Source organism: Massilia sp. GER05 (genome assembly GCF_052056005.1).
Lineage (GTDB): Bacteria > Pseudomonadota > Gammaproteobacteria > Burkholderiales > Burkholderiaceae_D > Telluria > Telluria orientalis.
The window spans coordinates 5,839,270-5,863,383 of the sequence record NZ_CP178858.1 but is presented as its reverse complement, the minus strand read 5'-3'; the positions used below and the strand labels follow the sequence as shown (position 1 = coordinate 5,863,383).

Below are 24,114 nucleotides of genomic sequence, written 5' to 3'. Positions count from 1 at the left end.
CAAGCGCTCGTCCGTTACGGCGAGCCGTCATCCAATGAGGAGGAATTATGCTGGCAATGAATTACCGGGGACCGTATCGCGTCCGCGCCGATTACAAGCCCGATCCCGTCATCGAACATCCGGGCGACGCCATCGTGCGCGTGCTGCGCTCCTGCATCTGCGGGTCCGACCTGCACCTTTACCACGGCATGGTGCCCGACACCCGCGTGGGCCATACGTTCGGCCATGAATTCGTCGGCGAAGTCGTGGACGTGGGCCGCGACGTGCAGACGCTGAAGGCCGGCGACCGGGTATTGGTGCCGTTCAACCTGTTCTGCGGCTCCTGTTTCTTCTGCCAGCGCGAACTCTTCGGCAATTGCCACAACACGAATCCGGAAGCGACGGCCGTCGGCGGCATCTACGGTTATTCGCATACGGCGGGCGGCTACGACGGCGGCCAGGCCGAGTACGTGCGCGTGCCGATGGCCGACGTGGGCCCGTATCCGATCCCCGACGACCTGCACCTGGACGACGCCGTGCTGCTGACCGACGCTCTCCCGACGGGCTACCAGGCCGCCGAGATGGGCGACATCCAGGAAGGCGACACGGTGGTCGTCTTCGGCGCCGGCCCCGTCGGCATCTTCGCCGCGAAAGCCGCGTGGCTGATGGGCGCGGGCAGGGTGATCGTCGTGGACGAGGTCGAGTACCGCCTGGAATTCGTCAAGCGCTTTGCCCAATGCGAGGTCGTGAACTTCCGCGAAGTGAACGACATGGCGGAGCACATCAAGAAGATGACCGACTGGATGGGCGCGGACGTCACCATCGACTGCGTGGGCGGCGACGCGGCCGGTTCCATCGCGCAGACGCTGACGGGCCGCCTGATGAAGATGCAGGCCGGCGCCTCGACCGTGCTGCACTGGGCCATCAACAGCGTGCGCAAGGGCGGCAACGTGTCGATCGTGGGCGTGTACGGCCCGACGTTCAACGCGGTCCCCATCGGCAACGTGGTGAACAAGGGCCTGACGATCCGCGCCAACCAGGCGAGCGTGAAGCGCCACCTGCCGCGCCTGATCGAACACATCCGCGCAGGCCGCATAAACCCGAAAGAAATCATCACGCACCGGGTGCCGCTGGAAGAGGTGGCGGACGCGTACCACATCTTCTCGAGCAAGCTCGACAACTGCATCAAGCCCGTCCTGATCCCGCCGTCGGCGCGCGAAGTCCAGGCCGTGAACGCCACCGCACTGCATTGAGGAGACGCCATGGAACACCAACATCACCATCATGACAGCGACGTGGACCACGTGCATGCGCATCCGCTTCAGGGCGACATGGCCGAAGGCCCGCGCCGTCCAGGCCGCGAGGAGTTGTCGCACATCGAGGGCTGGGGCGCCGACCTCGACCGCAAGAACCGCCCCGCCGTGCCGATGGAACGCACGCCGCCGCGCTTCATCCATGCGCACGACGGCAAGCTGCCGCAGCAGCCGGAAAACGTCGAGGTTCTCGTGTCGACCGAACGGCCCGGCATCACGCCGATCTTCGGCACCGCGCAGCCGCCGACAGGCCTGTCCGGCATGATGCGCCGCCTCGCCTTCAAATGGTCGGAAAACGACCTGCGCCATTGGCTGCTGCTGCTCGCGGCGGACCGCGTGAACGTCGTCGAGGGTATCGGCGAAGACCTCGCCCACGGCAAGGTACCGAACGTGCTGGGCGAAATGGGCATCAAGGCCGAGTGGGAGCACAACCGGGCCGGCCTCGTGAAGAAGGCGGTGCTGGCCGGTGCCGTCGTCGGCACGGCCGTGTACCTGCTGCGCCGGCGCGAGCGCTGATGCGAACATAGGGCTGGCTCTCCGAGCCCTACGCCTGACGCCAACAAACTGCATGCCCCACGCGTGGGCACAGGGTGTCCACCCTACAGACCGCCTCACGGCAGCCGCAAGGCGCCGTGGGGCTCTTTGCGCTTGAGCAAATTCCTTTAAGCGAGCTCGGCCACACTGCATCGGTGTGTCCGCTCAATGAAAGGAAATCTCATGAACAAGCGCAAGATGTTGCTGGCGTCGTTCGGCGCCCTGTCCCTGGCGGTCGTCGTGCCCGCGGGCGCGGCCGGCCCCGGCACGATGAGCCCGGCGGTTGCCGCGTCCCCGCAGCTGGACGCGGCGCTGCTGGCCCAGCTGGACGCGCGCCGCGCCGCGCGCGGGCAGGATGCGCGCTACGGGTATGCGATCGTCGCGCGGCATCCCGGCACGCAGGGCACGCAGGTCGCGCGCGTGGCCCATACGTACAAGAACCTGCGCATCTTCGGCTTCGAATCCGTGCTCGTGCTGGATGCCAACGGCAAGATCCTGTCCGAATCGGACTCCGAGCAGCGCGCCAACTTCGTGAAGGCTGCCGCCACCGGGCCGGGTTCGGATTTCAGCGTCGTGCCCGCGATCTCGTCGAAGGCCGCGATCGATGCGGCGCTGGCGTCGCTGGGCGCTTCGGCGCGCCACGAGACGCCGCCCAGCGCGGAGCTGATCATCTGGCCCGCGATGCGCACGGAACGCGTGCCGGACGCGCGCGACAAGCAGGAGCAGGAGCTCAACGCGCTCGACGTGCAGGAAGTCGTCGACCACTACGAACTCGCCTACCTCGTGCACACGCGCATGGTCGTCGGCGACAAGCCCGTGTACCACGACACCATCGTGAGCGCGCGCGACGGCGCCATCCTCGCGCAGTGGAGCATGCTGCAGACGGTGGTCGGCGTGGGCCACAGCCAGTACAACGGCGACGTGCCCATCAACACGACGCTCGCCGAGGGCAAGTACAGGATGATCGACGACACCCGCGGCACGGGCGGCACGTTCGGCGCGATGGCGATCACGAACGCGAACCATGGCACGAGCGCGGGCAGCGTCTACGTCAACGATACGAACACGTGGGGCGACGGCAAGCAGTACGTGAACGGCGGCTCGACGACGAACGCGAACGGCCAGACGGCCGCCGTGAACGCGATGTGGGGCCTGATGAACACCTACGACACGATGAAGAACGTGTTCAACTGGTTGTCGCTGGACGGGCACAACACGGCCACGTACATCGCGGCGCACGTCAACACGGCCTACGACAACGCCTATTACAGCGACACGTGCCGCTGCATGTTCATCGGCGACGGCTCCAGCTTCAACAGCCTGGGCTCGATCGACGTCATCGGCCACGAGATGGGCCACGGCGTGACGGCCGCCACGTCGAACCTGACGTATTCGGGCGAATCGGGCGGCCTGAACGAATCGTCGTCGGACATCAACGGCGAGGCCGTCGAAGCGTATGCGCGCGGGGGCGGAAAGGGCGACAGCATCCCGCTCACGGGCAACGACTGGGTGCTGGGCAAGGAAATCAGCAAGTCGGGCACGCCGCTGCGCTGGATGTACCGCCCCAGCAAGGACGGCAGCAGTCCGGACGCCTGGAACAGCTCGATCAAGCGCCTGGACGTGCACTACAGCAGCGGCCCGAACAACCGCATGTTCTACTTCCTCGCGCAGGGCTCCAGCGCGGACAAGGCCGGCGATTATTACAGCAAATACCTCGTCAAGACGCCGGCCGCGATGACGGGCATCGGGCTCGACAAGGCCTACCGGATCTGGTTCAAGGCGAACACGACCAAGTTCACGTCGAGCACCAATTACGCGGATGCGCGCGCCGGGATGATCGAGGCGGCGGGCGAGCTGTACGGCAAGAACAGCAAGGAAGCCATTGCCGTGCAGCGGGCGTACGCCGCGATCAACGTGGGCGCGGACGTGGACGAAGCGCCGGGGCAGTAAAGACGCACCTCGTCAGGCGGCTTCCAGGACAATGGCCGCGGCCTGGAAGTCGCCGGCGAGGTTGGGCTGGATCCCCTGTCCCATCCAGTAGGCGCCGCTCGCCTGTTTCGGTGTGCGCGGCGCCACGCCGCCTGCGATGGTGCGCAGCGCATACGTCTTCCGTGGATCGAGTCCGCGCAACCGGATATGGGGCGCCGGATTGCGCATGCCGCCGGAGTGGAGGAAGGCGAAGAGGACGGCCTGGTTACCGTCCTGCGCGACCGACAGCGTCGCCGACCGTGCCGAGCCGCCCTGCGGCGATATCAACCGGTATAAATTGCCTTGTTGGACGGTTACGCGAATACGCTTGTACTCGGCAATCAGGCGCTTCGCTTGCGCGAAGTCGTTCGCGCTCCAGTGGTTCAGGTTCGCGCCGACCCCGAGCGACCCCTGCATGGACGACAGAAACCGGTATTCCAGCGACGTGGCGCGCTTGTTGACCCAGTTGGGCGAGTCGGTGACCCATGCCATCATGATCGCCGGCGCATAGGCCCGGCTGAAGCCGTCCTGGATCAACAGCCGGTCGTACGGATCGGTATTGTCGGACACCCAGACCTCGTCGGTCAGGGCCATGATGCCGAGATCGACCCGGCCGCCACCGCTGGCGCACGATTCGATCTCGACCTTCGGGTGGCGCCGGCGCAGCTCGCCGAGCAGCTTGTAGAGATTGTCCACGTACGTCACGTACAGGCGTTGCTGCTCCGCGGGCGGCACCTGCGGCCAGCCCGGTTCGGACCAGGCGCGGTTATGGTCCCACTTGAGAAAGGCGATGTCGTTCGCGCCGAGCAGCCCGTCCAATACCATGAGAAGGTGGTCGTACACGTCCTTGCGCGCCAGGTTGAGCACCAGCTGGTCGCGGGCTTCGGAGCGCGCGCGTCCCGGAAAATGGATGACCCAATCGGGATGGGCCCGGTACAAATCGCTGTCCGGATTGACCATCTCCGGTTCGACCCACAGCCCGAATTCCATGCCCAGGTCATTGACGCGTTTGATCAGTGGCGTCAGCCCGTTCGGGAATTTCCTGGTGTTGACGACCCAGTCGCCCAGGCCCGCTTTCGAACTGTTGCGCGCGCCGAACCAGCCGTCGTCGACGACGAAGCGTTCGATGCCGATGCTGGCGGCCTTCTCCGCGAGCGCCATCTGGCCCGCTTCGTCGACGGCGAACTCGGTCGCCTCCCACGAATTGTAGAGAACGGGCCGCGGACGGAGCGCCGGCGCGCCCGGCAGGATCCGCGTGCGCTGGTAGCGATGGAACAGGCGCGACGCGCCGCCGAAACCGTCATTGGAAAACCCGGCATGGAACACGGGCGAGGAGAGGCGTTCGCCGGGCTTGAGCCGATACGCGAAATCGAAGGGGTTGTAGCCGGCGGTCACGCGGACGCCGCCGAGCGCATCCATGTCGACACCGATGCGCCACGCGCCGCTCCAGCCCAGTGCGCCGAACCACACGGGGCCGGACTCATCTTCGGTCATGGCCCGGCTCAGCGCGATCCACGGGTTGGCCTGGTGCGACGTCACGCCCTTGCGGCTCTCGATCACCGTCGCGCCGGGACCGACCGGGCGGGTTTGCAGCGCGAACTCGCCGGCCCAGCGCCCGGTCAGGTACGACACGCGGTAATCGTCGTCGTAAGGCAGGTTGATGCTGGCCGCCGCCATCTGGTCGACCTGGATCCAGCCGTCCGTCCGGTTCTCGACGACGGCACTGCGCGTCAGGATGCCGGTTGCGGCCTCCATCGCATAGGCGAGCGTGACGTGCACGGCGCGACTGACGTCCTTGAGCCTGACCACGAGGCGTTCGCCGTCGAGCTGGTGGTCGACGTAGCGCAGGTCCAGGTCGCGCACGCCGTCGGGGAAGGTGATCTTCAGGGCCGGCTCCACCGTCAGGCCCGCGCCGAAGCCGGGATACTCGAACGGCGTGACGGTGATCGACGTTTCGTTGCTGGAGTTCTCAGCGACCGGCACCGGCGCCGGCAGCGGATCGCCCGGGGCCAGCGCGCTGCCCCAGTAGATGGTCTGCAGACGGCCATCCGGGTTGACGCCGAACGCATAGGTGACGGCGCCGCCGTCGAGACGAAAGACGCGTGCCGCGTCGTCAATGGTGGGGCGCGCCCGGGCGGCGTTGCCCATGGTGAGTCCGGCAAGTCCGCCCAGCATGCCCATGCATACGGCGCGACGGCGTCGATCGATCTTCTTCATAGTCTCCTCAGCCAGCGATTTTGTTCATCTTATCGCAATGGCCGAGGAGTGGTCGAAAAGCAAAACTTCAGGGCTGCAGCAACGGATACGGATTGACGGGCGTTCCCTTCCACCACTGCTTGTCGGGCGTCAGCTCGAACACGGCGAAGTGCAGGTGCGGCGCGTTCGGATCGGCATTCCCGGTCGCGCCCACATAGCCGATCAGGTCGCCGCGCCTGACCTGCGCGCCTTCCTGCAGGCCGTCCGCATAGCGGTCCAGGTGCGCATAGTAATAGGCATATTTTTCGGTCGGATCGAACTGGTACACGGTCAGCCCGCCCGGCTTGCTCGTGAACAGCTTCACGATCTTGCCGTCCGCCACCGCGACCACCTTCGTGCCCTTCGGCGCCATGATGTCCAGCGCTTCGTGGTGGCGTTCGGTGCCGCGCGGCTGGTCGTACGTGTCGGCGAGCCTGGAGAACGGCATGCCGTCGACGGGCACGAGCAGCTTGCCCGGCGGGACATTTGGCGCGGGGGCCGTGCCCGCTGCGGCGGCGGGCGTGTCCGGCGCGGCGGGACGCAGCGGCAGGTCGAGTTCCGTGAGGTCGGGCATGACCTGCGGCGCCGGCGGCAGCTTGCCGTCGATGCCGCTGGCGGGCGGCGGCGGCGCGGGCAGGGCACCCGTGTTCGCGGCCACGGCCGGTGCGGTGGCGGGTTCGTGGGGCATCTGGCGCAGCCAGACGAACAGGCCGCCGGCGCCCACCAGCACGCCGAGCAGGAAGGTCATCAACCATCTCATCGCCGTCTCCTTTGTTTCGGTTCAGTCTTGCAGCACGACCTCCGTGCCCGCCTGGACGAGGCCCGCCACTTCCGATGCGCTCCAGTTCGTCAAGCGGATACAGCCGTGCGATTCGCTCTTGCCGACCGAGGCCGGCACCGGCGTGCCGTGGATGCCGTAATGCGGCTTGGTCAGGTCGATCCACACGACGCCGACCGGGTTGTTGGGGCCCGCCGCGACGGTCGTCTTCTTGTCGCCCGGCTTGGCGTCCCAGAACAGTTTCGGGTTGTAGTGGTAGGTGGGGTTGCGGTGCACGCCCTCGATTTTCCAGTTGCCGATCGGCAGAGGATCGTGTTCGCTGCCGCTCGACACGGGATACTGGGCCAGCACGGTGCCGCCGGCGTCCTGCAGCTGCAGGATGCGGGCCTCCTTCGACACGACGACGCGCGCTGCCGCCGCCAGCGCCGGGGTGCCGACGACATTCGGCACGACGATCTGCTCGCCGGCGCGGCCCAGGTCCTTGCCGGGGTTGAGTTTTTCCAGCAGAGCCGGGCTCGCGTGGAATTTCTCGCCGAGACCTTCCGCCGGCGTGGCGTAGCCGAGCGTGGGTAGCTTGGCCTTTTCCATCATGTCGTCCGGCACGGGGCGGAACGGGCCCGCGACGTCGGTGTCGGCCAGCGTGTAGGTCAGCAGGGTCGGCGTCTGGTCGATGTTCAGCGCGTTCCATGTGGCGTCGTCGAGCTTGCCGGTCGGATTCAGGCCGCGCGCCTTCTGGAAGCCGGCCAGCGCCTGGCGCATGTTGGAGCCGTAGGCGCCGTCGATTTCGCCCGGCGAGAAGTGGGCGCGGTCGAGCAGCACCTGGGCGCGCAGCAGCCGCTCGAATTCGGCCGCCTGCGCGGCGGCCGGCTCGGCCTGCGTGGCCGGGGTGGCGGCGGCCGGCTGCGCCTGCGGTTGCGCGGCGCCCGCCGGACCGGCGAGGCCGGCCAGCAGGGCGATCAAAAGGGGAATGCGGGTCGTTTTCAACATGGTGTCCTGCCTGAAATTGCGTTGGCTTCAGGTTAGTGCCGCGCAAGACGGGACTCTGTGCGGGAACGAACCCAGCTTCGTCGGGCCGGCGGTACAATCCGCCGCATGACCATGTTGACCATCACCCTGCAGCCGTCCGGCTGGTCCTTCGACACCGACACGGAGACGACGGTGCTGCACGCCGCCGAACGGGCCGGCATCGACCTGCCCAGCTCCTGCCGCAACGGCACGTGCCGCACGTGCATCTGCCGCCTCGCGCGCGGCACGGTGCGCTATCTCGTGGAATGGCCGGGGTTGTCCCTCGACGAAAAACGCGAGGGCTATATCCTGCCGTGCGTCGCGGTCGCGCAGGACGATCTCGTGGTCGACCAGCGGCTCGCGAAGAAGATCGTGTTTCCCGACTGAGAGCGCCCGGCACAGCTGCAGACCTGCTTCGATAGCAACAGCCTCATGCACTCGGCTGACCAACGTTCGCTATCGGGCCAGGAACTGACCGATTGCCAGGCCGGTACCGGTAACTCATCACGTAGTCCGCTCGGTTCGTCACACGCCTGCCCGCTGAACCCCTATCTGATACACACTTCCCGCACAGCCCGGGAAGGGGCGCAAATGTAAATCATTCAAGGGGAAGGCCGTGCGTACATGTTTCTTGATAGGTCTAGTTGTTTTCCTGATGGGCTTCGCGTCTGCGCAAGCGGCGACCTGGCAGCCGTCGCCGGGACATGTGCAGATTGATATTTGGCCTGGTGCAATCCCCAATGCGGTGGCTACCCAGCAGCCGGAATCGGTCGTCGCTGCGACGGGACACGGTGGATGGGCACAGATCAATGACGTGAGCAATCCAACGATGACCGTGTACTCGCCGAAGGGCGTGAACACCGGAGCCGCTGTCATCGTATTTCCCGGTGGAGGATTCCGAGTCCTGGCCATTGACCTGGAAGGGACGGAAATCTGCGACTGGCTGACATCACGCGGGATTACCTGCGTATTGCTCAAATACCGCGTCCCCGGAGGGAACGACTACTGGGATGAGAAATGTCGATGCAGAATCTTTCCAAAGATACCGCTTGCGCTGCAGGATGCGCAGCGGACCATCAAGCTCGTGCGGTCGAAGGTAACCGAACTGAACCTGGACGCGCGCAAGATCGGTGTCATCGGCTTCTCGGCCGGGGGCTATCTGGTCGCCCAAACCAGCAACATCGTTGCGTTTGCCTACGCGCCGGTCGACGCCGTGGACAAGTTAAGCAGTCGCCCCGACTTTGCTATTGCGCTTTATCCGGGTCACCTGTGTCGCTCTGGAACACTCGAACCAGGCATTCGCGTGACGAAGGAAACACCGCCCACATTTCTATTGCAAGCCTGGGACGATCCGGTCGACCCTATCTGCAATAGCACGCTGTATGCCCGGGCGCTGAATCAGGCAGGCGTACCGGCCGAGGTTCATCTTTTTGCAAAAGGAGGGCACGCCTTCGGTCTTCGGGAGAAAGACCATCCTTTAGCAGCTTGGCCTTCGTTGGTGGAAAACTGGCTCAAGGAAATCGGCGTCCTATAAGTTAGCAAAATCGATGGCGGCTTCGGGCGATAACGGACACACGCTGCGGCCATGGCAGGCCGCGTCAGCGCGCGTCCGGGCCCAGCGCCGACTCGATCGCGCGCAGCACGCGCGGCCACGCGCCCGACGTCGCCGCCACCTCGTCGTAATGGCTGGCGCCCGGCAGGATCACGACCTCCGCGCTGTCGCCGGCCGCACGGGCGCGGGCCGCGAAGTCGTGCGCGACGCGCGGGGGCGAGATCGTGTCCAGTTCGCCGGTGACGAGGATCGTATGGCTGCCGTTCGGCATCAGGTCGCCCGCGTTCGTGTCGGAGAACACGTCCGGCCGGCCCTCGCCGGGCGTGCCGGCCAGTTCGGCGGTCTCGCGGCCGCAACTCGTCTTCAGCAGCGCGGCTTCGCGCCGCAGGTCGGCCAGGCCGCCCAGGCTGACGACCTGGCGCACGGGGACGATGTCCTTGCGGTACAGCGGACTCGACGCGGGGATGCGGGGCCGTGCCGCCAGCCATTGCACGAGCTGGCCGCCGGCCGAGTGCCCGACGGCCACGAGTCGGCCGAGGTCGAGCGGATGTTCCCGGGCCGTGCGCGCGAGCAGGTCGAGGGCTGCGTTCATGTCCTGGTAGGTGCCCGGGTAGCCGCCGCCGGCCTCGTCGACGCGGCGGTATTCCACGTTCCACACGGCGATGCCGCGCGCCGCCAGTGCCCCCGCCACGTTGCGCAGCTGCGTGATGCCGCCGAATTCCTTCGTCCAGCAGCCGCCGTGCACCAGCACGGCCACGGGGAACGGTCCCGTGCCGGACGGCAGGAACAGTTCGGCGTACTGCGACGGCGCGGCGCCGTAGCGCAGGGTGGCGGCGGGCGCGGGACCGGACAGGGCCAGGTAGTCGTCCAGCGTCATCGGGGCGGCATACACGGTAGAGGTCATGGCGAGAGTGAGCGCAAGGGCAGCGAGGCGTGTCATGGGCTCGACTATACCAGCCCCGCACGATTGAAAACCCGCCGCGATCTTCCATGCTAGGCTGCACACAACGTCAACCGCAACCATAGGGAGATCATCATGACCCAATCGAAATCCACAGGCAGCCAGAACAAGCAGTCGGGTAACCAGTCCGAGGAAGACGTCCAGAAACAGAAGGCGGGCGTCAAGGAGAAAAGCAGCCACGACCACATGTCGACCGTGAAGGCCGGCAAGGACAAGGGTGCGGGCGGCGGCGCCAAGCAGAAAGAAGGCCGTTGAGCCCGTTCGCCGGAGAAAATCGATGAGTTTGCCGGAACACGCACATTCCACGCCGGACCCCACGACGCCCGACCCGGAGCTGCCGCCGCCGCAGCCGAGTCCGGATCCGGACGACGTACCGGCGCCGGCGCGCGCACCGGTGAAGGAGCCGGATGCGCCGGAACCGCCCATCAAGGCGGAATAAGCAGGTGAAGGGAATAGGATGGGGCGGACCGTCGTGTCGCCCCATCCTTTGTCACGAGAGGGTCAGGCCTTGCCTGGGGCGGTTTGCTGGTTACCGGCCTGGCCGGCGTCCTGCTTGTTACCCTCATTGCTGCCGCGCTTGGGAATGTCGCGAATCATCTCGTCCGTTTCATGCTGGCCTGGCGAGCGCTCCCCGCTGCCGATGTCCGCTTCGTGCAAATTGGGCGGGGCGTCGGCGCCCGGATCCGGTTTCGGAATGTCGGTTCTCATGGTGTGCTCCATTGCGTTGTCGTGTTGGCGCAATACTAACAGTCCATGTCCGGCCCCGGCGCGCAATAGGATCGCCGATTGTGTACGTTGGCGCACATATATCTTTTAGGAACTTTTTAATAATAGGCTTGAGGCCAACGACTCTCGGAGGAGAAAAGCATGAGCACCACCCTGTACAACAAGATTCCGCTGGGCCGCGGCCCGCTGCTGGGGTCGCACAAGATGCACGCGGCCGTGGCGCTGGGTGTCCTGGCGGGGGCGGGCCTCGTCTGGGCCGCCGTGCGGGCGTTGCGCTGAAGGCCAGACAGGTTGCCGGGACGGCCCGTCGCCGTTACCATGGCGGGCTTGTTCTCTTGGAAAGTGGTAATGAAGAATCTGAAACTGACGGGCGACGAATACGATGCGCTCGAATTCATCCGGCGCGGCGCGAAGACCGACCGCGTCAATGCCTGTGTCGGGCGTAACGCAAAGCGCCTGTCGGGCCTGAAGCTGATCCAGTACGCGAAGAACGGGAGCCTGGCGCTGACGCCGCAGGGGACGGAACTGCTGTTCCTGCGCCGCTGCGTGCAGGCGCTGCGCGCGCTCGAGGCGGACCCGGCGGTGAATGTGGATGACGACGTCGCCCAGTTCCTCAGCCGCAAGTCGCACATTGCGGCGCGGGCCGAGGGCGGGTTCGAATTGACGGAACGTGGTCGCGAGTCGTTGGCAGATATCTCTGCCCAGGAGTAGGGTCGGCACGCCTGTGCCCACGCGGACGCCACGTTACGCGTGGGCTCGGGGAGCCCACCCAACGTATTGCCGACGTCGCGTATTAATTGGTGCGGCGGCGGTTCGGGTACACCAGTGCCCGTACCGCGATCTCCGCCGGCACGCCCATCGCCGCGAGGAATTCCGCGGCGCGCTGCAGCCCCAGCGTGGGAACGGACGCGACGGCCTGGTTGACGAGGTCGCGCGTACGCATGTCGGTGCGCGGCCTGCGTTCCGCCAGGGTGGCCGTGGCGGTGTCGATATTCAGTTCAGTCATCATCTATGCTCGGTGAGTGTATTGCTAAAGAATCACGGAGTATTGTATGAGAACGATATTGATTTAGCCACAGGAAATTGCACGAAATCTCGCACTTGTCATGCAAACTTAAAGCGGATTCGAGATTTCTTCAGGCGGCGGCCGTCTGCGGCTCGTCTTCCGGGGCCGTCAGGCCGCGTCGCTGGCGTAGCAATTGCTCGAATTCATGGGCCGGGAGCGGCTTCGAGAAATAATATCCCTGCATTTCGTCGCAGCCCTGGTGGCGCAGGTAATCGAGCTGTTCGGCCGTTTCGACACCCTCGGCGATCACGGACAGGCGCAGGTTGTGCGCCAGCGCGATGATCGAGGCGACGATGGCGGCATCGTTGGCGTCGTGCGTGATGTCGTTGACGAACGAGCGGTCGATCTTCAGGACGTCGATCGGGAAGCGCGACAGGTACGAGAAGCTGGAGTAACCCGTGCCGAAATCGTCGATCGACAGGTTCACGCCCAGCGATTTCATGCGGTGCAGCAATTCCACGGCCGGCGTGACGTCGCTCATGAACAGGCTTTCCGTCAGTTCCAGTTCGAGGCAGGACGGATCCAGGCCCGTGTCGTCGAGCACGGCCTCGATGCCCGGCAGCAGGTCGGCCGCGCCGAACTGGCGCGCCGACAGGTTCACGGCCACGCGCAGCTTGCCCAGGCCCGCATCGTGCCAGGCCTTGTTCTGGGCGCACGCGGTGCGCATCACCCAGGCGCCGATCGGCACGATCAGGCCCGTGTCCTCGGCGATGCCGACGAAGCGCGACGGCGGCACCATGCCCAGTTCCGGATGCTTCCAGCGGATCAGCGCTTCCATGCCGACGATGCGGCCCGTCTGCAGGTCGACCTGCGGCTGGTAGTGCAGCACGAATTCGTTGCGTTCGAGGGCGTTGCGCAGCGCGCTCTCGATGCGCACGCGCTCCAGCGATTCCTCGTTCATGGCCGGCGTGTAGAACTGGAAGTTGTTGCGGCCCAGTTTCTTGGCGCGGTACATGGCGATGTCCGCGTGCTCGATCAGGTTCTCGGACGGCGTGCCGTCGCTCGGGAACGCGGCCACGCCGATGCTGCAGGTGACGAAGAACTCCTTGGTGCCCAGCATGACGGGCTGCGCGACGGAGTCCATGACGCGCTGCACGATGTCCGGCGTCAGCGGCTGGTCGTGATGCTCGGAGAGGATCACGACGAATTCGTCGCCGGACAGGCGCGCGACGGTATCCGTGTCGCGCAGCGACGAGCGCAGGCGCGCCGCGACCGTCATCAGCAGGACGTCGCCGGCCTTGTGGCCCATGCTGTCGTTGACGTACTTGAAGCGGTCCAGGTCGATCAGCATCACCCAGACCTGGTGGCCGCTGCGGGTGGCGTACGCGACGGCCTGGCCCAGGCGGTCCTGCAGCAGCGAGCGGTTGGGCAGGCCCGTCAGCACGTCGTGCTGGGCCACGTGGTGCACGCGCTGCTCGGTGACCTTGCGCGCCGTGATGTCGCTGCCGGTGCCGCGGTAGCCGGTGAAGCGGCCCGTCTCGTCGAACGTCGGCTGGCCGTTGATGCAGAACCAGCGCTCCTCGCCGTTGTCGTCGACGACGCGGTATTCGAGGTTGCGGAACGGCTCGTGCGCTTCCAGGGTGGCGACGTGGTCGCGGCCCAGTTCCGTGTCCGTCAGCGCCGGCACGTAATCCCAGCGGCGGCGGCCGAGCACGCGCTCGGTGGCGATGCCGGATTTTTCCGTGAAATCGCCGGTGACGTGGGTAAAACGGAATTCCTCGTCCTGTTCCCAATACCAGTCGGATGACATGGCGACGAGCTGGCGGAAGCGCTGCTCGCTTTCCTGCAGCGCTTTTTCCGTGCGCTTGCGCGCGAGGACGTCGTCGATCAGGCGCTGGTTCGTCAGCTTCAGGTCGGCGGTGCGCTCGCGCACCAGTTCCTGGACTTTCCGCGCGCGCTCGCCGGCCGCCTGCACGAAGGCGCACAGGAGCAGGGTCGACAGCACGCCGCCGGTCAGCAGCAGGGTCGAGCCGAGATGGTCGGCCAGCCACGGGCTGGGCGCGGCGATGGCTTCCACGGTCCACGTTCTGGCCGCCGACCGTGAAGGTGTTCAAGGCGCGGCCCGTGTACCCGCCCGACAGCAGCGGGACGGGCGATTCGGACGCCGTCACGTCGCGGCTCGCATAGGCGAGGCGGGCCGGATCGGCGCGGCCGCCGCCATAGAATTTCAACTGGATGCTGTGGTCGTCCAGCAGGCCGGCCCTGGCCAGCGTGGCATTGGCGAGGGTCGGCACGGAGACCACGGCGGCGGTGTCGCCCAGCAGGCGGCCGCCGCGGGCGTACACGGGCATCAGCACTTCGAAACTGGGGGCGCCCGGTGCCTGGGCGATCTGCAGCAGGCTGGTGAGGGCGGCACGGCCGCTCGCCTGCGCCCGCCCGAGGGCGTCCATGACCTGGCGGTTCTGGCTGACGTCCAGGCCGAGGGCCGCCTCGTTACCCTGCATGGGTTCGAGATAGTCGACGACGTGGTAGCGTTCGCGCGCCGGGGCCGCCACCCGCGCGGGGCCGCGCATCTGGCGCACCACGAGGTCGGGCTGGAACTGGCGCAGTTCCGCTTCGAACGCGGCGCGGTCGGCGGCGTCCACGACGCGGTGGAAATTGAAGGCGCGGATGTACGGATTGCGCTGCAGCAGCGGCGTCGTGAAATCGTGGAATTGCGCGCGCGTGACCGGTTGCACGGTCGTGAACAACTGGTTGGTGACGTTCAGGACTTCGACGGCATCGTCCATGCCCTGGCGCAGGGCAGCCACACGCACACCGGTCCCCTGTTCGAAGGCCAGCGCCTTGTTGTCGTATTCGAGACGGCTGACGGCAACCGCCAGCACCGCGGTTGCGGCCAGGCCGCCGGCCAGCGTGAGGCCTGCTGCGAGCGTGAGCGAAAACGGCAGTCGGCGACGCGACATCCAGGGTTCCCTATGCATGAAAGATGAGAGCTTGCCCTAAGGCATGAAGAGGCATCAGTTTGTCACAGAAACTCTAGTTTCCGCAAACAAATTGTCACAAGCGGGACCGCGTAGCGCGAAGGTGTGGTAGGGCCAAAACAGATCGCGATGCGATCCAGGCAAGGATGGCTCGAACGGCTAGCCGATTCAATAATCCCAGGCCGATTCCGCGCCGGCGCCGCAGCGCCGTCAGGCGGCGCAGGACGGCATCCGCGGGGGCGTGCAATGCATACACGATGCGGTTGTTGCCCGCGACCTTGTCGAACCAGCAGGTGTGGCCGGCGAACACGGTATCGAGCGCGTCCATCACGTCCGGGTAGCGCGGATCGTACGTGAAGACGTTGGCCACGAGCACGCCGCCGGGCCGCAGCGCGTGACGGCAGTCCGTATAAAAGGGCGTGTCGGCCAGCCTGGGCGGCAGCCCGCGCGCGTCGAAGCCGTCGACCAGAAGTACATCGGCCGAGCCGGGATGCGCGGCCAGCCACTCGGCCGCGTCGGCCTGGACGACCGCGAAGCGCGCGCTGTCGGGCGGCACGTGGAAGGCGTCGCGCAGGGCGATCACGTCGGCGCGGAGTTCGATGACGGTGATGTGCGCGTCGGGAAAATGGCGGTGGCAGAACTTGGCCAGCGAGCCGCCGCCGAGCCCGACCATCACGATGCGGGCGGGAGCCGGCGCGAACAGGACAAACCCCATCATGGCGCGCAAATAGGCCAGCACGAGGGCGTCGGGCCGGGCCAGCAGCATCTCGCTCTGGATGTCGCCGGGGACGAATTCGAGCGTCCGGCGACCCCGGCGCGTACGTACGAGCGGCGGGGTGGGGCTGTTGTGAGGCATGCCGTCAAGTATAGGTGAACTTGTTGCGGTCGATAGGTTTCTGATAAGCTGGCCGTTGCAGCCCAAGCGGAGACCTCATGTTCCTGGACCACCCGACCATTACCGCCACCAACAGCCAGACCGAGCCGGACCGCATCGAGCGCCTGGATCGCGTCTATGGATATGCGATGGCGCTGGCGGACGTGGACGGCAACCCGGGTTTCGTCGAAAAGCTGACCCAGATCCACGATCATAAAGGGACCCTGATCGTGTTCTGGCACGAGCAGCCCACCGAGGCCGAACGGGAGTACTGGGCGCGTGCCTGGTCCAGCCGCGTCGGCGACGGCACGACCGCGGTCGTGCACGAATGCTGAGGTGACGATGGACGCGACCACGATGGTCCTGGCACTGGCACTCGGCAACCTGGCCTTGTGCGCCACCCTGTTTTTCTTCGAACAGTCCGGCCATGCCGGCCGTCCGGCCGTGCCCACGTGGGGCTGGTCGCGCCTCTACCAGGGCGCCGGCTGGCTGCTGCTGGCCATCGGCGCGGCGGGCGTCGTGCCGGAAGGCCTGGCCTTGCCCGTTGCCTACGTCCTCGTGTTCGCCGGCGTGGCCTGGGAATCCGGTGCCGCGTGGGAACGCGCCGGCCGCCTGCGCTGGCGCCGCGCCACGCTCCCCGCGCTGGGACTGGCAGTCGCCGCCTTCCTGCTGTGCTGGCTGATCGACCCGATCGGCCTGCGCGCCGTGGCCGCGTCCCTGGTCCTCGGCGGCTTTTATTTGTCGCTCGCGGCGGCGCTGGCGCGCGGCTGGGCGGCCGCATCGATGCTGCAACGCTTCCTGGCGCTGGCGACGACCGTGCTGGCCGTCGTCGTGGGCGCGCGCGGGGCGCTCGTGCTGCTGGCGCCCGAGGGCTGGGGCTGGATGACGAGCGATATCCTGCGCCAGCTGCACTCGGGCGCCCTGTATCTGCTGGCCCTCGTCGGCGGCTTCGGCTGGCTGCTGCTGGGCCGCGAGCGCGAACAGGCCGAGCTGGCGCGCCTGGAAATCAACGACCCGCTCACCGACGTGCCGAACCGGCGCGGCTTCTTCCAGGCCCTGGCCCCGTGGATGGCGCTGGCGCGCCGTCCCGGCCAGCCGACCGCGCTCGTCGTGTTCGACCTCGACCAGTTCAAGCGCATCAATGACGGCTACGGCCACCCGGCCGGCGACGTCGTGCTCGCGCACCTGATCAATACGTGCAAGCGCCAGTTGCGCGACAGCGACCTGCTGGGCCGCCTGGTGGGCGTGGAATTCGCGATCCTGCTGCCGCGCACGAACCTGGACGATGCGGCGATGGTCGCCGAGCGCATGCGCGGCGCGATCGAAGCGGAGCGCGTCAAGACCGAGCGCGCGATGATTTCATTGACGGCCAGCTTCGGCGTCACGACGATCCGCCCCGACGACAGCACCGTCACCTTGCTGGCCCGTGCCGACGAGGCGTTGCGGGTGGCCAAGAAGGCGGGGCGCAACCGGGTCGAAGTGGCGCCAGCCGTACTGGCGCCGGTAGAAGAATGAACGCCCCCGCGCCGGGGCGCGTACGAACACCCGTGTCAGCCATGGCGCCTTGTGCGCGCATGGCTTATGATGATGTGATCAACGATGCTCCTGTCATCGATCCGTCATCCAGCCCCGCTATCGTGGCGCCGTTTTCGACTTCGGAGTCTGCATGAGCACCACACCTCCCATTCACGCCGCACTCGTCCTTGGCTCGGACAGTTTCCGCCTGCTCGTCGGCACCGTCGAGGACGGCGCGCTGCGTCCCCTCGACAGTTTTCATGCGCCGCTGCGGCTGGCCGCCGCGCTGGACGCGCAGGGCTGCCTGAGCCCCGAGGCGATGGACAGCGCCTTCGACTGCCTGCGTACGATCCGCGCGCGCCTGTCCGACCATGCGCTGGCCGCCGTGCGCGTGGTCGCCACGTCGACCCTGCGCATGGCCCGCAACAGCCACCTGTTCCTGCCGGCCGCGCAGCAACTGCTCGGCCATCCGGTGCACGTGCTGACCGGCGAGCAGGAAGCCGTCCTGACGTATCTCGGCGTGGCCGACGGCGCGGCGCACGAAAGCGCGGCGCACGAAAGCGATACGCGCACGCTGGTGCTGGGGATCGGCGGTGGCTCGACGCAGCTTGCGCTGGGCACCGGGCGCCACGTGCAGAAGGTGGCGTCGCTGGGCCTGGGTACGTCGCGGCTGGCACTGACGTTCTTCAGCGGCGGGCGCATCGACGCGGTGTCGTTCGCGGCCGCGATCGCCTCCACGCGCGCCAAGCTGGGCGACGAGACGCCCGCGTTCGGCCCCGGCCGGCGCGACCGCGCGTGCGGCGCGTCCGGCACGATCCACACCCTGGCGCGGCTGCTGGCCGACAACGACCTGGCCGGTCCCATCACGCGCGCCCGGCTCGAGTCGCTCGCGGCGCGCGCGCTCGGCCAGGGCGGCGGCGGGGCGCCGCTGGCCGGCCTCGGTCACTTGCGCCTGCGCGACGTGACGGCCGCGCTGGCCATCCTGCTGGGCCTCATGGAAGAGCTGGAGATCGAGGAACTGGAGGTGCCGAAGACGGGGCTGCGCGCCGGCGTGCTGGCCGAGTTGCGCCACGGCCGCGCCGCGCTGGCGGCTTGACGGTCCAGGTAGGTTTTGACGGCAAGGTCTGGCATACTGTTGTCTGTTTTTAATCATTATTGCCGCCGCCGCCCTACCCAAGCCATGCTGCGCTTCCTTCGCCACGGATCGATCGCCTGCTGTTTGCTCGTCGGCGCGCCGTCGTTCGCGGCGGGCACCGTGTCCCTGTGTTTCGAACGCCAGGAAGTGCTGCCGTGGCGCACCCTCGACGGCGGCGGCCTGAATTTCGAGCTGCTGGCCGAAGTGGCGCGGCGCCTCGGGCTCACGCTCGATTACCAGAGCATGCCGTGGAAGCGCTGTCTCGCGCAGGTCAAGGCGAACCAGGTCGACGGCGCCTTCGCCGTCAGCTTCAGCCGCGAGCGCCTGGCGCTGGGCGCCTATCCCGGCGTGAAAGGCGGCGATGGCCTGGCCGATCCGGCCCGGCGCATGCACGTCGACCGCTACGTCCTGGTGCGCCGCAAGGGCGGCAAGGTCGACTGGGACGGCAAGCGTTTCGCCAACGTGGACGGCCGCATCGGCTTCCAGCTCGGCTACTCCGTCGGCGACTTCCTGCGCGCCCAGAACGTGCCCGTGGACGAGGGCAGCCAGCAGGCCGACGAACTGGTGCAGAAGATGCTGGCCGGCCGCCTCGTGGCGGCGGCCCTCGGCGGCGGCGACGCGATGCGGCTGATGCGGTCGGCGTACGCCACCCAGATCGAAATGCTGCCCGTGCCGCTGATCGAAAAGCCGTACTACCTGCTGCTGTCGCACGCCTTCGTCGCGCAGCGGCCGGACCTTGCGGAACGCATCTGGAAGACGATCGAGGACGTGCGCACGAGCCCCGCCTACCGCCGCCGCGAGCGCGAGCTGACCGGCCATGCGGGAGGCGGTCATTAATCCGCTGATCTCCACCGGCGCGCGCCGCCCGGGAGGCCTGGTGCGCGGCCTGGTCGACAGCTGGCGCCAGAACATCGTGTTCCGGCTCGGCGCCGGCATCGTGCTGGCGGTAGCCCTGTCGACGACGGTGTACACGACCTGGGTGATGCATTCGCTGCACCGCGAAGCGAGCGCGCGGCTGGGGGAACGGGTCGAACGCCAGGCCAACGTGGTGTCGCACGCGCTGGCGCGTCCGCTGTTCGACATCAACAGCGCGGCCGTGTCCTCGGTCGTCGATGCGCTGGGCGGCACGCCGGAAGTGATCATGCTGCGCGTGCTGGCGCCGAACGGCATGGTGCTCGCGTCGCTCGGCTCCGGCGCGGACGAGGAGGGCGCCGAGCGGGTCCAGCAGAAGGTCGTGTACCACGACGGCAACCGCGAATACCTGGTCGGCTCGATCGACCTGGCGATCTCGCGCCGCCAGATCGACGCGGACCTGCGCCGCCAGATCATCCAGACCGTGCTGGGCAACCTGATCCTCACCCTGGCCATCACCCTGTGCGTGCTGCTGATCGGCCGCCGCATGACGCAGCCGTTCGCCGACATCCAGGAAGCGCTGGAAAAGCTGGCGCGCGGCGAGACCGACATCCACTTGTCCGGCATCGGCCGGCGCGACCAGATCGGCCGCCTGTCCTCGGCCGTGCGGAGCTTCCGCGACACGTTGAACCGGCTGCGCCGCGCCGAGCAGGTGACGAACGGCCTGCTGCGCGAAAAGAGCGTGATCGAACAGCAGCTGCGCGACCTGAACGAAGACCTCGAACAGAAGATCGCCGCGCGCACGCGCGAGCTGCTGGACTCGATGCGCATGGCGCAGGGCAGCCAGGCCAAGCTGCAGGCCATCGTCGACACGGCGCTGGACGCTGTCGTGCGCATGGACCGGCAAGGCCGCATCGTCGGCTGGAACGCGCAGGCGGAAAAGATGTTCGGCTGGAAGGGCGAGGAGGTGCTGGGCCGCGATCTCTCCGAATGCATCGTGCCGGAGCGCCACCGGGCCGCGCACCGCAACGGCCTCGCGCGCTACGAACGGAGCGGCGTGGGCGGGGTGCTGGACAGCCGCATCGAGACGTATGCCCTGCGCCGCGACGGCGTGGAATTTCCGATCGAGCTGGCCATCACGCGCGTCCAGCTGGCCACGAGCGACGACTACGAATTCTGCTCGTTCATCCGCGACATCTCCGAGCGGCGCGAGCGCGAACAGTCGCTCGTCGCGGCCAACGTGCGCGCGGAGGCGGCGAACGTGGCGAAATCCGAATTCCTCGCCAACATGAGCCACGAGATCCGCACGCCGATGAGCGCGATCATCGGCATGGCCTACCTCACGCTGCGCACGGAGCTCTCGCCCAAGCAGCAGGACTACGTCGGCAAGATCCACCGCGCCGCGCTGTCGCTGCTGGGGATCATCAACGACATCCTCGACTTTTCCAAGATCGAGGCGGGCAAGCTGGACGTCGAGCACATCCCGTTCTGCCTGGACGACGTGCTCGCGAACGTGGCCAGCGTGACGAGCCAGAAGGCGGCCGACAAGCACCTGGAATACCTGTTCCACGTGCCGCACGCGATCCCGCGCATGCTCGTGGGCGACCCGCTGCGCCTGGGCCAGGTCCTCATCAACCTCGTCAACAACGCGGTGAAATTCACGCCGGCGGGCGAGCTGGAACTGTCGTGCGTGCGCCTCGACGATCCGGCCGCGGACCGCTTCCGCGAAGGCTACGCGACGCTGCGCTTCGCCGTGCGCGACACCGGCATCGGCATGAGCGAACAGCAGCAGGCGAAACTGTTCCGCGCGTTCAGCCAGGCCAACGGCAGCACGACGCGCGAATACGGCGGCACCGGCCTGGGCCTGTCGATCTCGCAGCAACTGGTCGGCCTGATGGGCGGGCGCATCGTCGTCGCGAGCAGCCCGGGCAAGGGCTCGACGTTCCACTTCGACCTCGACTTCCCCCTGTCCGGCGAGCCGGAACGCGTGGCCGTCGCGCCGCCGGAACTGGACGGCGCGCGCCTGCTGCTCGTCGACGATTCCGACGTCGCGCGCGAGATCATGAGCGAAGCGCTGCAGACGCTGCCGCTGCGCGTGGATCTCGCCGCCAGCGGCGCCGAAGCGGAAAGCGCGCTGCTCGCGGCCGATGCGGCCGGCGACCCGTACCGCGTCGTGCTGACGGACTGGCAGATGCCGGGCATGAACGGCATCGAACTGGCGCGCCGCATCGCCGGCAATCCGGCGCTGCGCCATCCGCCGTCGACCGTGCTCGTGACCGCGTTCGGCCGCGAGGAAGTGCAGAAAGAAGCGGAAGCGGCGGGCATCCGCGGCTTCTTGTGCAAGCCGATCGGCCAGTCCGCCCTCGTCGACACGCTCGTCGCCCTGTTCGCGCCGCCGCGCGTATCGAATGCGCGCAGCAGGTTCGAGACGTCGGGCGACCACGCGGCGCGCGTGCTGCTCGTCGAGGACAACCAGGTCAACCAGGAGATCGCGCTGGAACTGCTGCAGGCGCAGAACATCGCGGTGGACGTCGCCGCCACCGGCAACGAGGCGCTGGACATGCTGTACGAAGGCGGCCCGCAGGCCTACGACCTGGTGCTGATGGACCTCGAGATGCCGCAGCTGGACGGCCACGCGGCCACCGTCGAGCTGCGCAAGGATGCGCGCTTCGACAAGCTGCCGATCGTCGCCATGACGGCACATGCGCTGGCCGAGATCCGCGAGCGCTGCCTGCGCGAGGGCATGCAGGACTACATCACCAAGCCCGTCGAGCCGGAGAAGCTGTACGCCACCCTGGCGCGCTGGATCGGCCAGGCCGTGCCGCCGCCGCTGTCGGCCGGCGGTGCCGTCGTGGCGGACGGCCCGACGTTGCCCGGCCTGTCGACCGTGTCCGGCATCGACTCCGCGTACGGCCTGCGCCACGTGGCCGGCAACGTCGCGCTGTACGTGCAGCTGCTGGACCGCTTCCGCGCCGCCCAGCGCGACGCGGGCGCCCAGATCCGCGCGGACTACCAGGCGCGCCGCCTGCGCCAGGCGGCCGCGCGGGCGCACACTTTGCGCGGCGTGGCCGGCAACATCGGCGCGCGCGAGCTGCAGACGCTGGCGCAGTCGGTGGAAGAGGGCCTCGGACTGGCGGCGCCCGACCGCGGCCGTCTCGCGGCCGGCGTGCGCGCGCTGGAAGCGGCCGTCGATGCGACCATGGAATCGCTCGACCGCTATTTTGCCCGCGCCGCCATCGCCCCGCCGCCGCCCGTGCCGCCTTCGGTCGCTCCCGATGCGGACGACGCCGCGCTCGACGCCGTGGCCCAGCTCGACCAGCTGCTGGCCGAGTACTCGGGCGATGCCATTGACTACTTCGAGACGGTGCGCGCGCGCCTGGCCGGCGTGCTCGACGCCGAGCACATGGCGCGGCTGGAGCAGCACCTGTCCCGTTACGAATTCGAAGAGGCGCGCCAGCAGTTGCCCGCCGCAACCCGCCCCGATACCGCGGAAACCTGATGAACATTGTCACCACCGAAAAGACGAGCACGAGCAACAAGGACAAGCCGACGATCCTGATCGTCGACGACACGCCCGACAACATCATGCTGTTGTCGCGCCTGCTGAAGGACCGCTACAACACGAAGGTCGCCAACAACGGCAGCCTGGCGCTGCAGATCGCCCAGTCCACGCCCGGACTGGACCTGATCCTGCTCGACGTGATGATGCCCGGCCTGGACGGCTACGAGACGTGCCGCCAGCTGAAAGCGAACCCGGTCACGGCCGACATCCCCGTGATCTTCCTGACCGCGAAGAACCAGGTCGAGGACGAGGCGATGGGCCTGTCGCTGGGCGCCGTCGACTACATCGCCAAGCCGATCAGCCCCCCGATCCTGTTTGCCCGCGTGGCCACGCAACTGACGCTGCTCGATGCGCGCCGTCAGCTGCAGGCGCACAACGAGAACCTGGAAAAGCTCGTGCAGGACCGCACGGCGCAGCTGGCACTGATGCAGGAAGCGATCATCATGGCCATGGGCACGCTGGCCGAGACGCGCGACAACGCGGCCGTGACCAAGGGCGACCACCACATCCGCCGCACGCAGCACTACGTGCGCGCGCTCGCGCGGCACCTGCAGCACCATCCGCGCTTCGCGGCGGACCTCACGGACGAGAACATCGAGCTCCTGTACCGCTCCGTGCCGCTGCACGACATCGGCAAGGTCGGCATCCCCGACCGCATCCTGCTGAAACCCGGTGTGCTCGACCGGGAGGAATTCGAGGTCATGAAGCTGCACGCCGTGTACGGGCGCGACACCATCATGCTCGTCGAGAAGCACATCGGCGGGACCAACGGCTTCCTGATGTTCGCGCGCGAGATCGCCCACTCGCACCAGGAGAAGTGGGATGGTTCCGGCTATCCGGACCGCCTGGCGGGCGAGCAGATCCCGCTGTCGGCGCGCCTGATGGCCGTGGCCGACGTGTACGACGCGCTGATCTCGCGCCGCGTGTACAAGCCCGCGTTCACGCACCAGCAGGCGCTGGAGGTGATGCGCAAGGGCCGCGGCACGCATTTCGATCCGGACGTGCTGGATGCGTTCTTCGAGATCGAAGGGCAGTTCGCGGCGATCGCGGAGGAGTTCCGCGACGCGGAGCCCGAGGCCTGATCTTCCGGAAAACGGCTAAATGATATATATTGTTTGGCTTGTTTGAAGATGGAGGT

The 24,114-nt window shown here is 67.4% G+C and carries 23 protein-coding genes and 1 pseudogene; 15 read left to right on the top strand and 9 right to left on the bottom strand.

Annotated elements, in window-relative coordinates; all coding sequences use genetic code 11:
- Positions 1-47 precede the first annotated feature (47 nt).
- From ACL58G_RS25850 to ACL58G_RS25840, 3 genes are all read left to right on the top strand, one after another.
- Entirely contained in the window at positions 48-1,232 is a 1,185-nt protein-coding gene (locus ACL58G_RS25850) for a zinc-dependent alcohol dehydrogenase (protein ID WP_413344467.1), read from the top strand.
- A gap of 9 nt (positions 1,233-1,241) precedes the next feature.
- Positions 1,242-1,808 (top strand): hypothetical protein, encoded by a 567-nt coding sequence (locus ACL58G_RS25845; RefSeq protein ID WP_413387628.1) that lies wholly within the window; start codon positions 1,242-1,244, stop codon positions 1,806-1,808.
- 201 nt (positions 1,809-2,009) lie between these two features.
- The gene (locus tag ACL58G_RS25840; RefSeq protein ID WP_440963634.1) at positions 2,010-3,776 is read left to right on the top strand and encodes a M4 family metallopeptidase; all 1,767 of its coding nucleotides are present in this window, start codon (positions 2,010-2,012) and stop codon (positions 3,774-3,776) included.
- A gap of 12 nt (positions 3,777-3,788) precedes the next feature.
- Here ACL58G_RS25840 and ACL58G_RS25835 read toward each other — a convergent pair whose 3' ends face one another.
- The 3 genes from ACL58G_RS25835 to ACL58G_RS25825 form a co-directional block, all read right to left on the bottom strand.
- On the bottom strand, positions 3,789-6,011 hold the full coding sequence (locus tag ACL58G_RS25835; RefSeq protein WP_440963633.1) for an alpha-galactosidase: 2,223 nt from the start codon (positions 6,009-6,011) through the stop codon (positions 3,789-3,791).
- Between the two features lie 67 nt (positions 6,012-6,078).
- A complete protein-coding gene (locus ACL58G_RS25830; protein ID WP_413387631.1) occupies positions 6,079-6,789 on the bottom strand; it encodes a M23 family metallopeptidase in 711 nt (236 codons plus the stop codon).
- 21 nt (positions 6,790-6,810) lie between these two features.
- Positions 6,811-7,794, bottom strand: a complete 984-nt coding sequence (locus ACL58G_RS25825) for a L,D-transpeptidase family protein (protein WP_413387632.1) — start codon at positions 7,792-7,794, stop codon at positions 6,811-6,813.
- Positions 7,795-7,899: 105 nt separating this feature from the next.
- On the opposite strand from ACL58G_RS25825, the gene ACL58G_RS25820 reads away from it, so the two are divergent.
- Both ACL58G_RS25820 and ACL58G_RS25815 read left to right on the top strand, forming a co-directional pair.
- The gene (locus ACL58G_RS25820) at positions 7,900-8,199 is read left to right on the top strand and encodes a 2Fe-2S iron-sulfur cluster-binding protein (protein WP_413387633.1); all 300 of its coding nucleotides are present in this window, start codon (positions 7,900-7,902) and stop codon (positions 8,197-8,199) included.
- Positions 8,200-8,428: 229 nt separating this feature from the next.
- On the top strand, positions 8,429-9,346 hold the full coding sequence (locus ACL58G_RS25815) for an alpha/beta hydrolase (RefSeq protein WP_440963632.1): 918 nt from the start codon (positions 8,429-8,431) through the stop codon (positions 9,344-9,346).
- 64 nt (positions 9,347-9,410) lie between these two features.
- On the opposite strand, the gene ACL58G_RS25810 is transcribed toward ACL58G_RS25815, so the two are convergent.
- A complete protein-coding gene (locus ACL58G_RS25810) occupies positions 9,411-10,304 on the bottom strand; it encodes an alpha/beta hydrolase (RefSeq protein ID WP_413387635.1) in 894 nt (297 codons plus the stop codon).
- A 96-nt stretch (positions 10,305-10,400) separates the two neighbouring features.
- On the opposite strand from ACL58G_RS25810, the gene ACL58G_RS25805 reads away from it, so the two are divergent.
- The gene (locus ACL58G_RS25805) at positions 10,401-10,580 is read left to right on the top strand and encodes a hypothetical protein (RefSeq protein WP_413342671.1); all 180 of its coding nucleotides are present in this window, start codon (positions 10,401-10,403) and stop codon (positions 10,578-10,580) included.
- Positions 10,581-10,602: 22 nt separating this feature from the next.
- Complete coding sequence (locus tag ACL58G_RS25800; RefSeq protein WP_413342669.1) at positions 10,603-10,764, top strand: hypothetical protein; 162 nt, start codon at positions 10,603-10,605, stop codon at positions 10,762-10,764.
- Positions 10,765-10,826: 62 nt separating this feature from the next.
- Here the strand turns inward: ACL58G_RS25800 and ACL58G_RS25795 are convergent, their stop codons facing one another.
- Complete coding sequence (locus ACL58G_RS25795; protein ID WP_413342667.1) at positions 10,827-11,033, bottom strand: hypothetical protein; 207 nt, start codon at positions 11,031-11,033, stop codon at positions 10,827-10,829.
- A 159-nt stretch (positions 11,034-11,192) separates the two neighbouring features.
- Between ACL58G_RS25795 and ACL58G_RS25790 the strand changes: the two genes are divergently transcribed.
- Both ACL58G_RS25790 and ACL58G_RS25785 read left to right on the top strand, forming a co-directional pair.
- Positions 11,193-11,330 carry a hypothetical protein gene (locus ACL58G_RS25790; protein WP_181158819.1) on the top strand — a complete coding sequence of 46 codons (138 nt, stop codon included), beginning with the start codon at positions 11,193-11,195 and terminating at the stop codon, positions 11,328-11,330.
- 69 nt (positions 11,331-11,399) lie between these two features.
- A complete protein-coding gene (locus tag ACL58G_RS25785) occupies positions 11,400-11,762 on the top strand; it encodes a hypothetical protein (RefSeq protein ID WP_413387636.1) in 363 nt (120 codons plus the stop codon).
- Between the two features lie 82 nt (positions 11,763-11,844).
- Here ACL58G_RS25785 and ACL58G_RS25780 read toward each other — a convergent pair whose 3' ends face one another.
- From ACL58G_RS25780 to ACL58G_RS25765, 4 genes and pseudogenes are all read right to left on the bottom strand, one after another.
- A complete protein-coding gene (locus ACL58G_RS25780; protein WP_105378146.1) occupies positions 11,845-12,060 on the bottom strand; it encodes a hypothetical protein in 216 nt (71 codons plus the stop codon).
- A gap of 127 nt (positions 12,061-12,187) precedes the next feature.
- A complete protein-coding gene (locus ACL58G_RS25775; protein ID WP_440963631.1) occupies positions 12,188-14,134 on the bottom strand; it encodes a putative bifunctional diguanylate cyclase/phosphodiesterase in 1,947 nt (648 codons plus the stop codon).
- A gap of 166 nt (positions 14,135-14,300) precedes the next feature.
- Positions 14,301-14,846, bottom strand: a pseudogene (locus ACL58G_RS25770) (CHASE domain-containing protein); the annotation flags it as partial.
- A 268-nt stretch (positions 14,847-15,114) separates the two neighbouring features.
- Positions 15,115-15,894, bottom strand: coding sequence for a fused MFS/spermidine synthase (locus tag ACL58G_RS25765; protein WP_413387638.1), 780 nt, complete (start codon positions 15,892-15,894; stop codon positions 15,115-15,117).
- Between the two features lie 77 nt (positions 15,895-15,971).
- Between ACL58G_RS25765 and ACL58G_RS25760 the strand changes: the two genes are divergently transcribed.
- From ACL58G_RS25760 to ACL58G_RS25735, 6 genes are all read left to right on the top strand, one after another.
- Positions 15,972-16,247 carry a hypothetical protein gene (locus ACL58G_RS25760; protein ID WP_413387639.1) on the top strand — a complete coding sequence of 92 codons (276 nt, stop codon included), beginning with the start codon at positions 15,972-15,974 and terminating at the stop codon, positions 16,245-16,247.
- A 7-nt stretch (positions 16,248-16,254) separates the two neighbouring features.
- Positions 16,255-17,427 (top strand): GGDEF domain-containing protein, encoded by a 1,173-nt coding sequence (locus ACL58G_RS25755; protein ID WP_440963630.1) that lies wholly within the window; start codon positions 16,255-16,257, stop codon positions 17,425-17,427.
- A gap of 151 nt (positions 17,428-17,578) precedes the next feature.
- A complete protein-coding gene (locus tag ACL58G_RS25750) occupies positions 17,579-18,523 on the top strand; it encodes a Ppx/GppA phosphatase family protein (protein WP_440963629.1) in 945 nt (314 codons plus the stop codon).
- Between the two features lie 84 nt (positions 18,524-18,607).
- The gene (locus tag ACL58G_RS25745) at positions 18,608-19,399 is read left to right on the top strand and encodes a substrate-binding periplasmic protein (protein WP_440963628.1); all 792 of its coding nucleotides are present in this window, start codon (positions 18,608-18,610) and stop codon (positions 19,397-19,399) included.
- On the top strand, positions 19,380-22,913 hold the full coding sequence (locus ACL58G_RS25740) for a response regulator (protein WP_440963627.1): 3,534 nt from the start codon (positions 19,380-19,382) through the stop codon (positions 22,911-22,913). Before ACL58G_RS25745 ends, ACL58G_RS25740 begins: the two co-directional genes overlap by 20 nt.
- On the top strand, positions 22,913-24,058 hold the full coding sequence (locus ACL58G_RS25735) for a response regulator (RefSeq protein WP_413387648.1): 1,146 nt from the start codon (positions 22,913-22,915) through the stop codon (positions 24,056-24,058). The genes ACL58G_RS25740 and ACL58G_RS25735 overlap by 1 nt, the downstream gene beginning before the upstream one ends.
- Positions 24,059-24,114 lie beyond the last annotated feature (56 nt).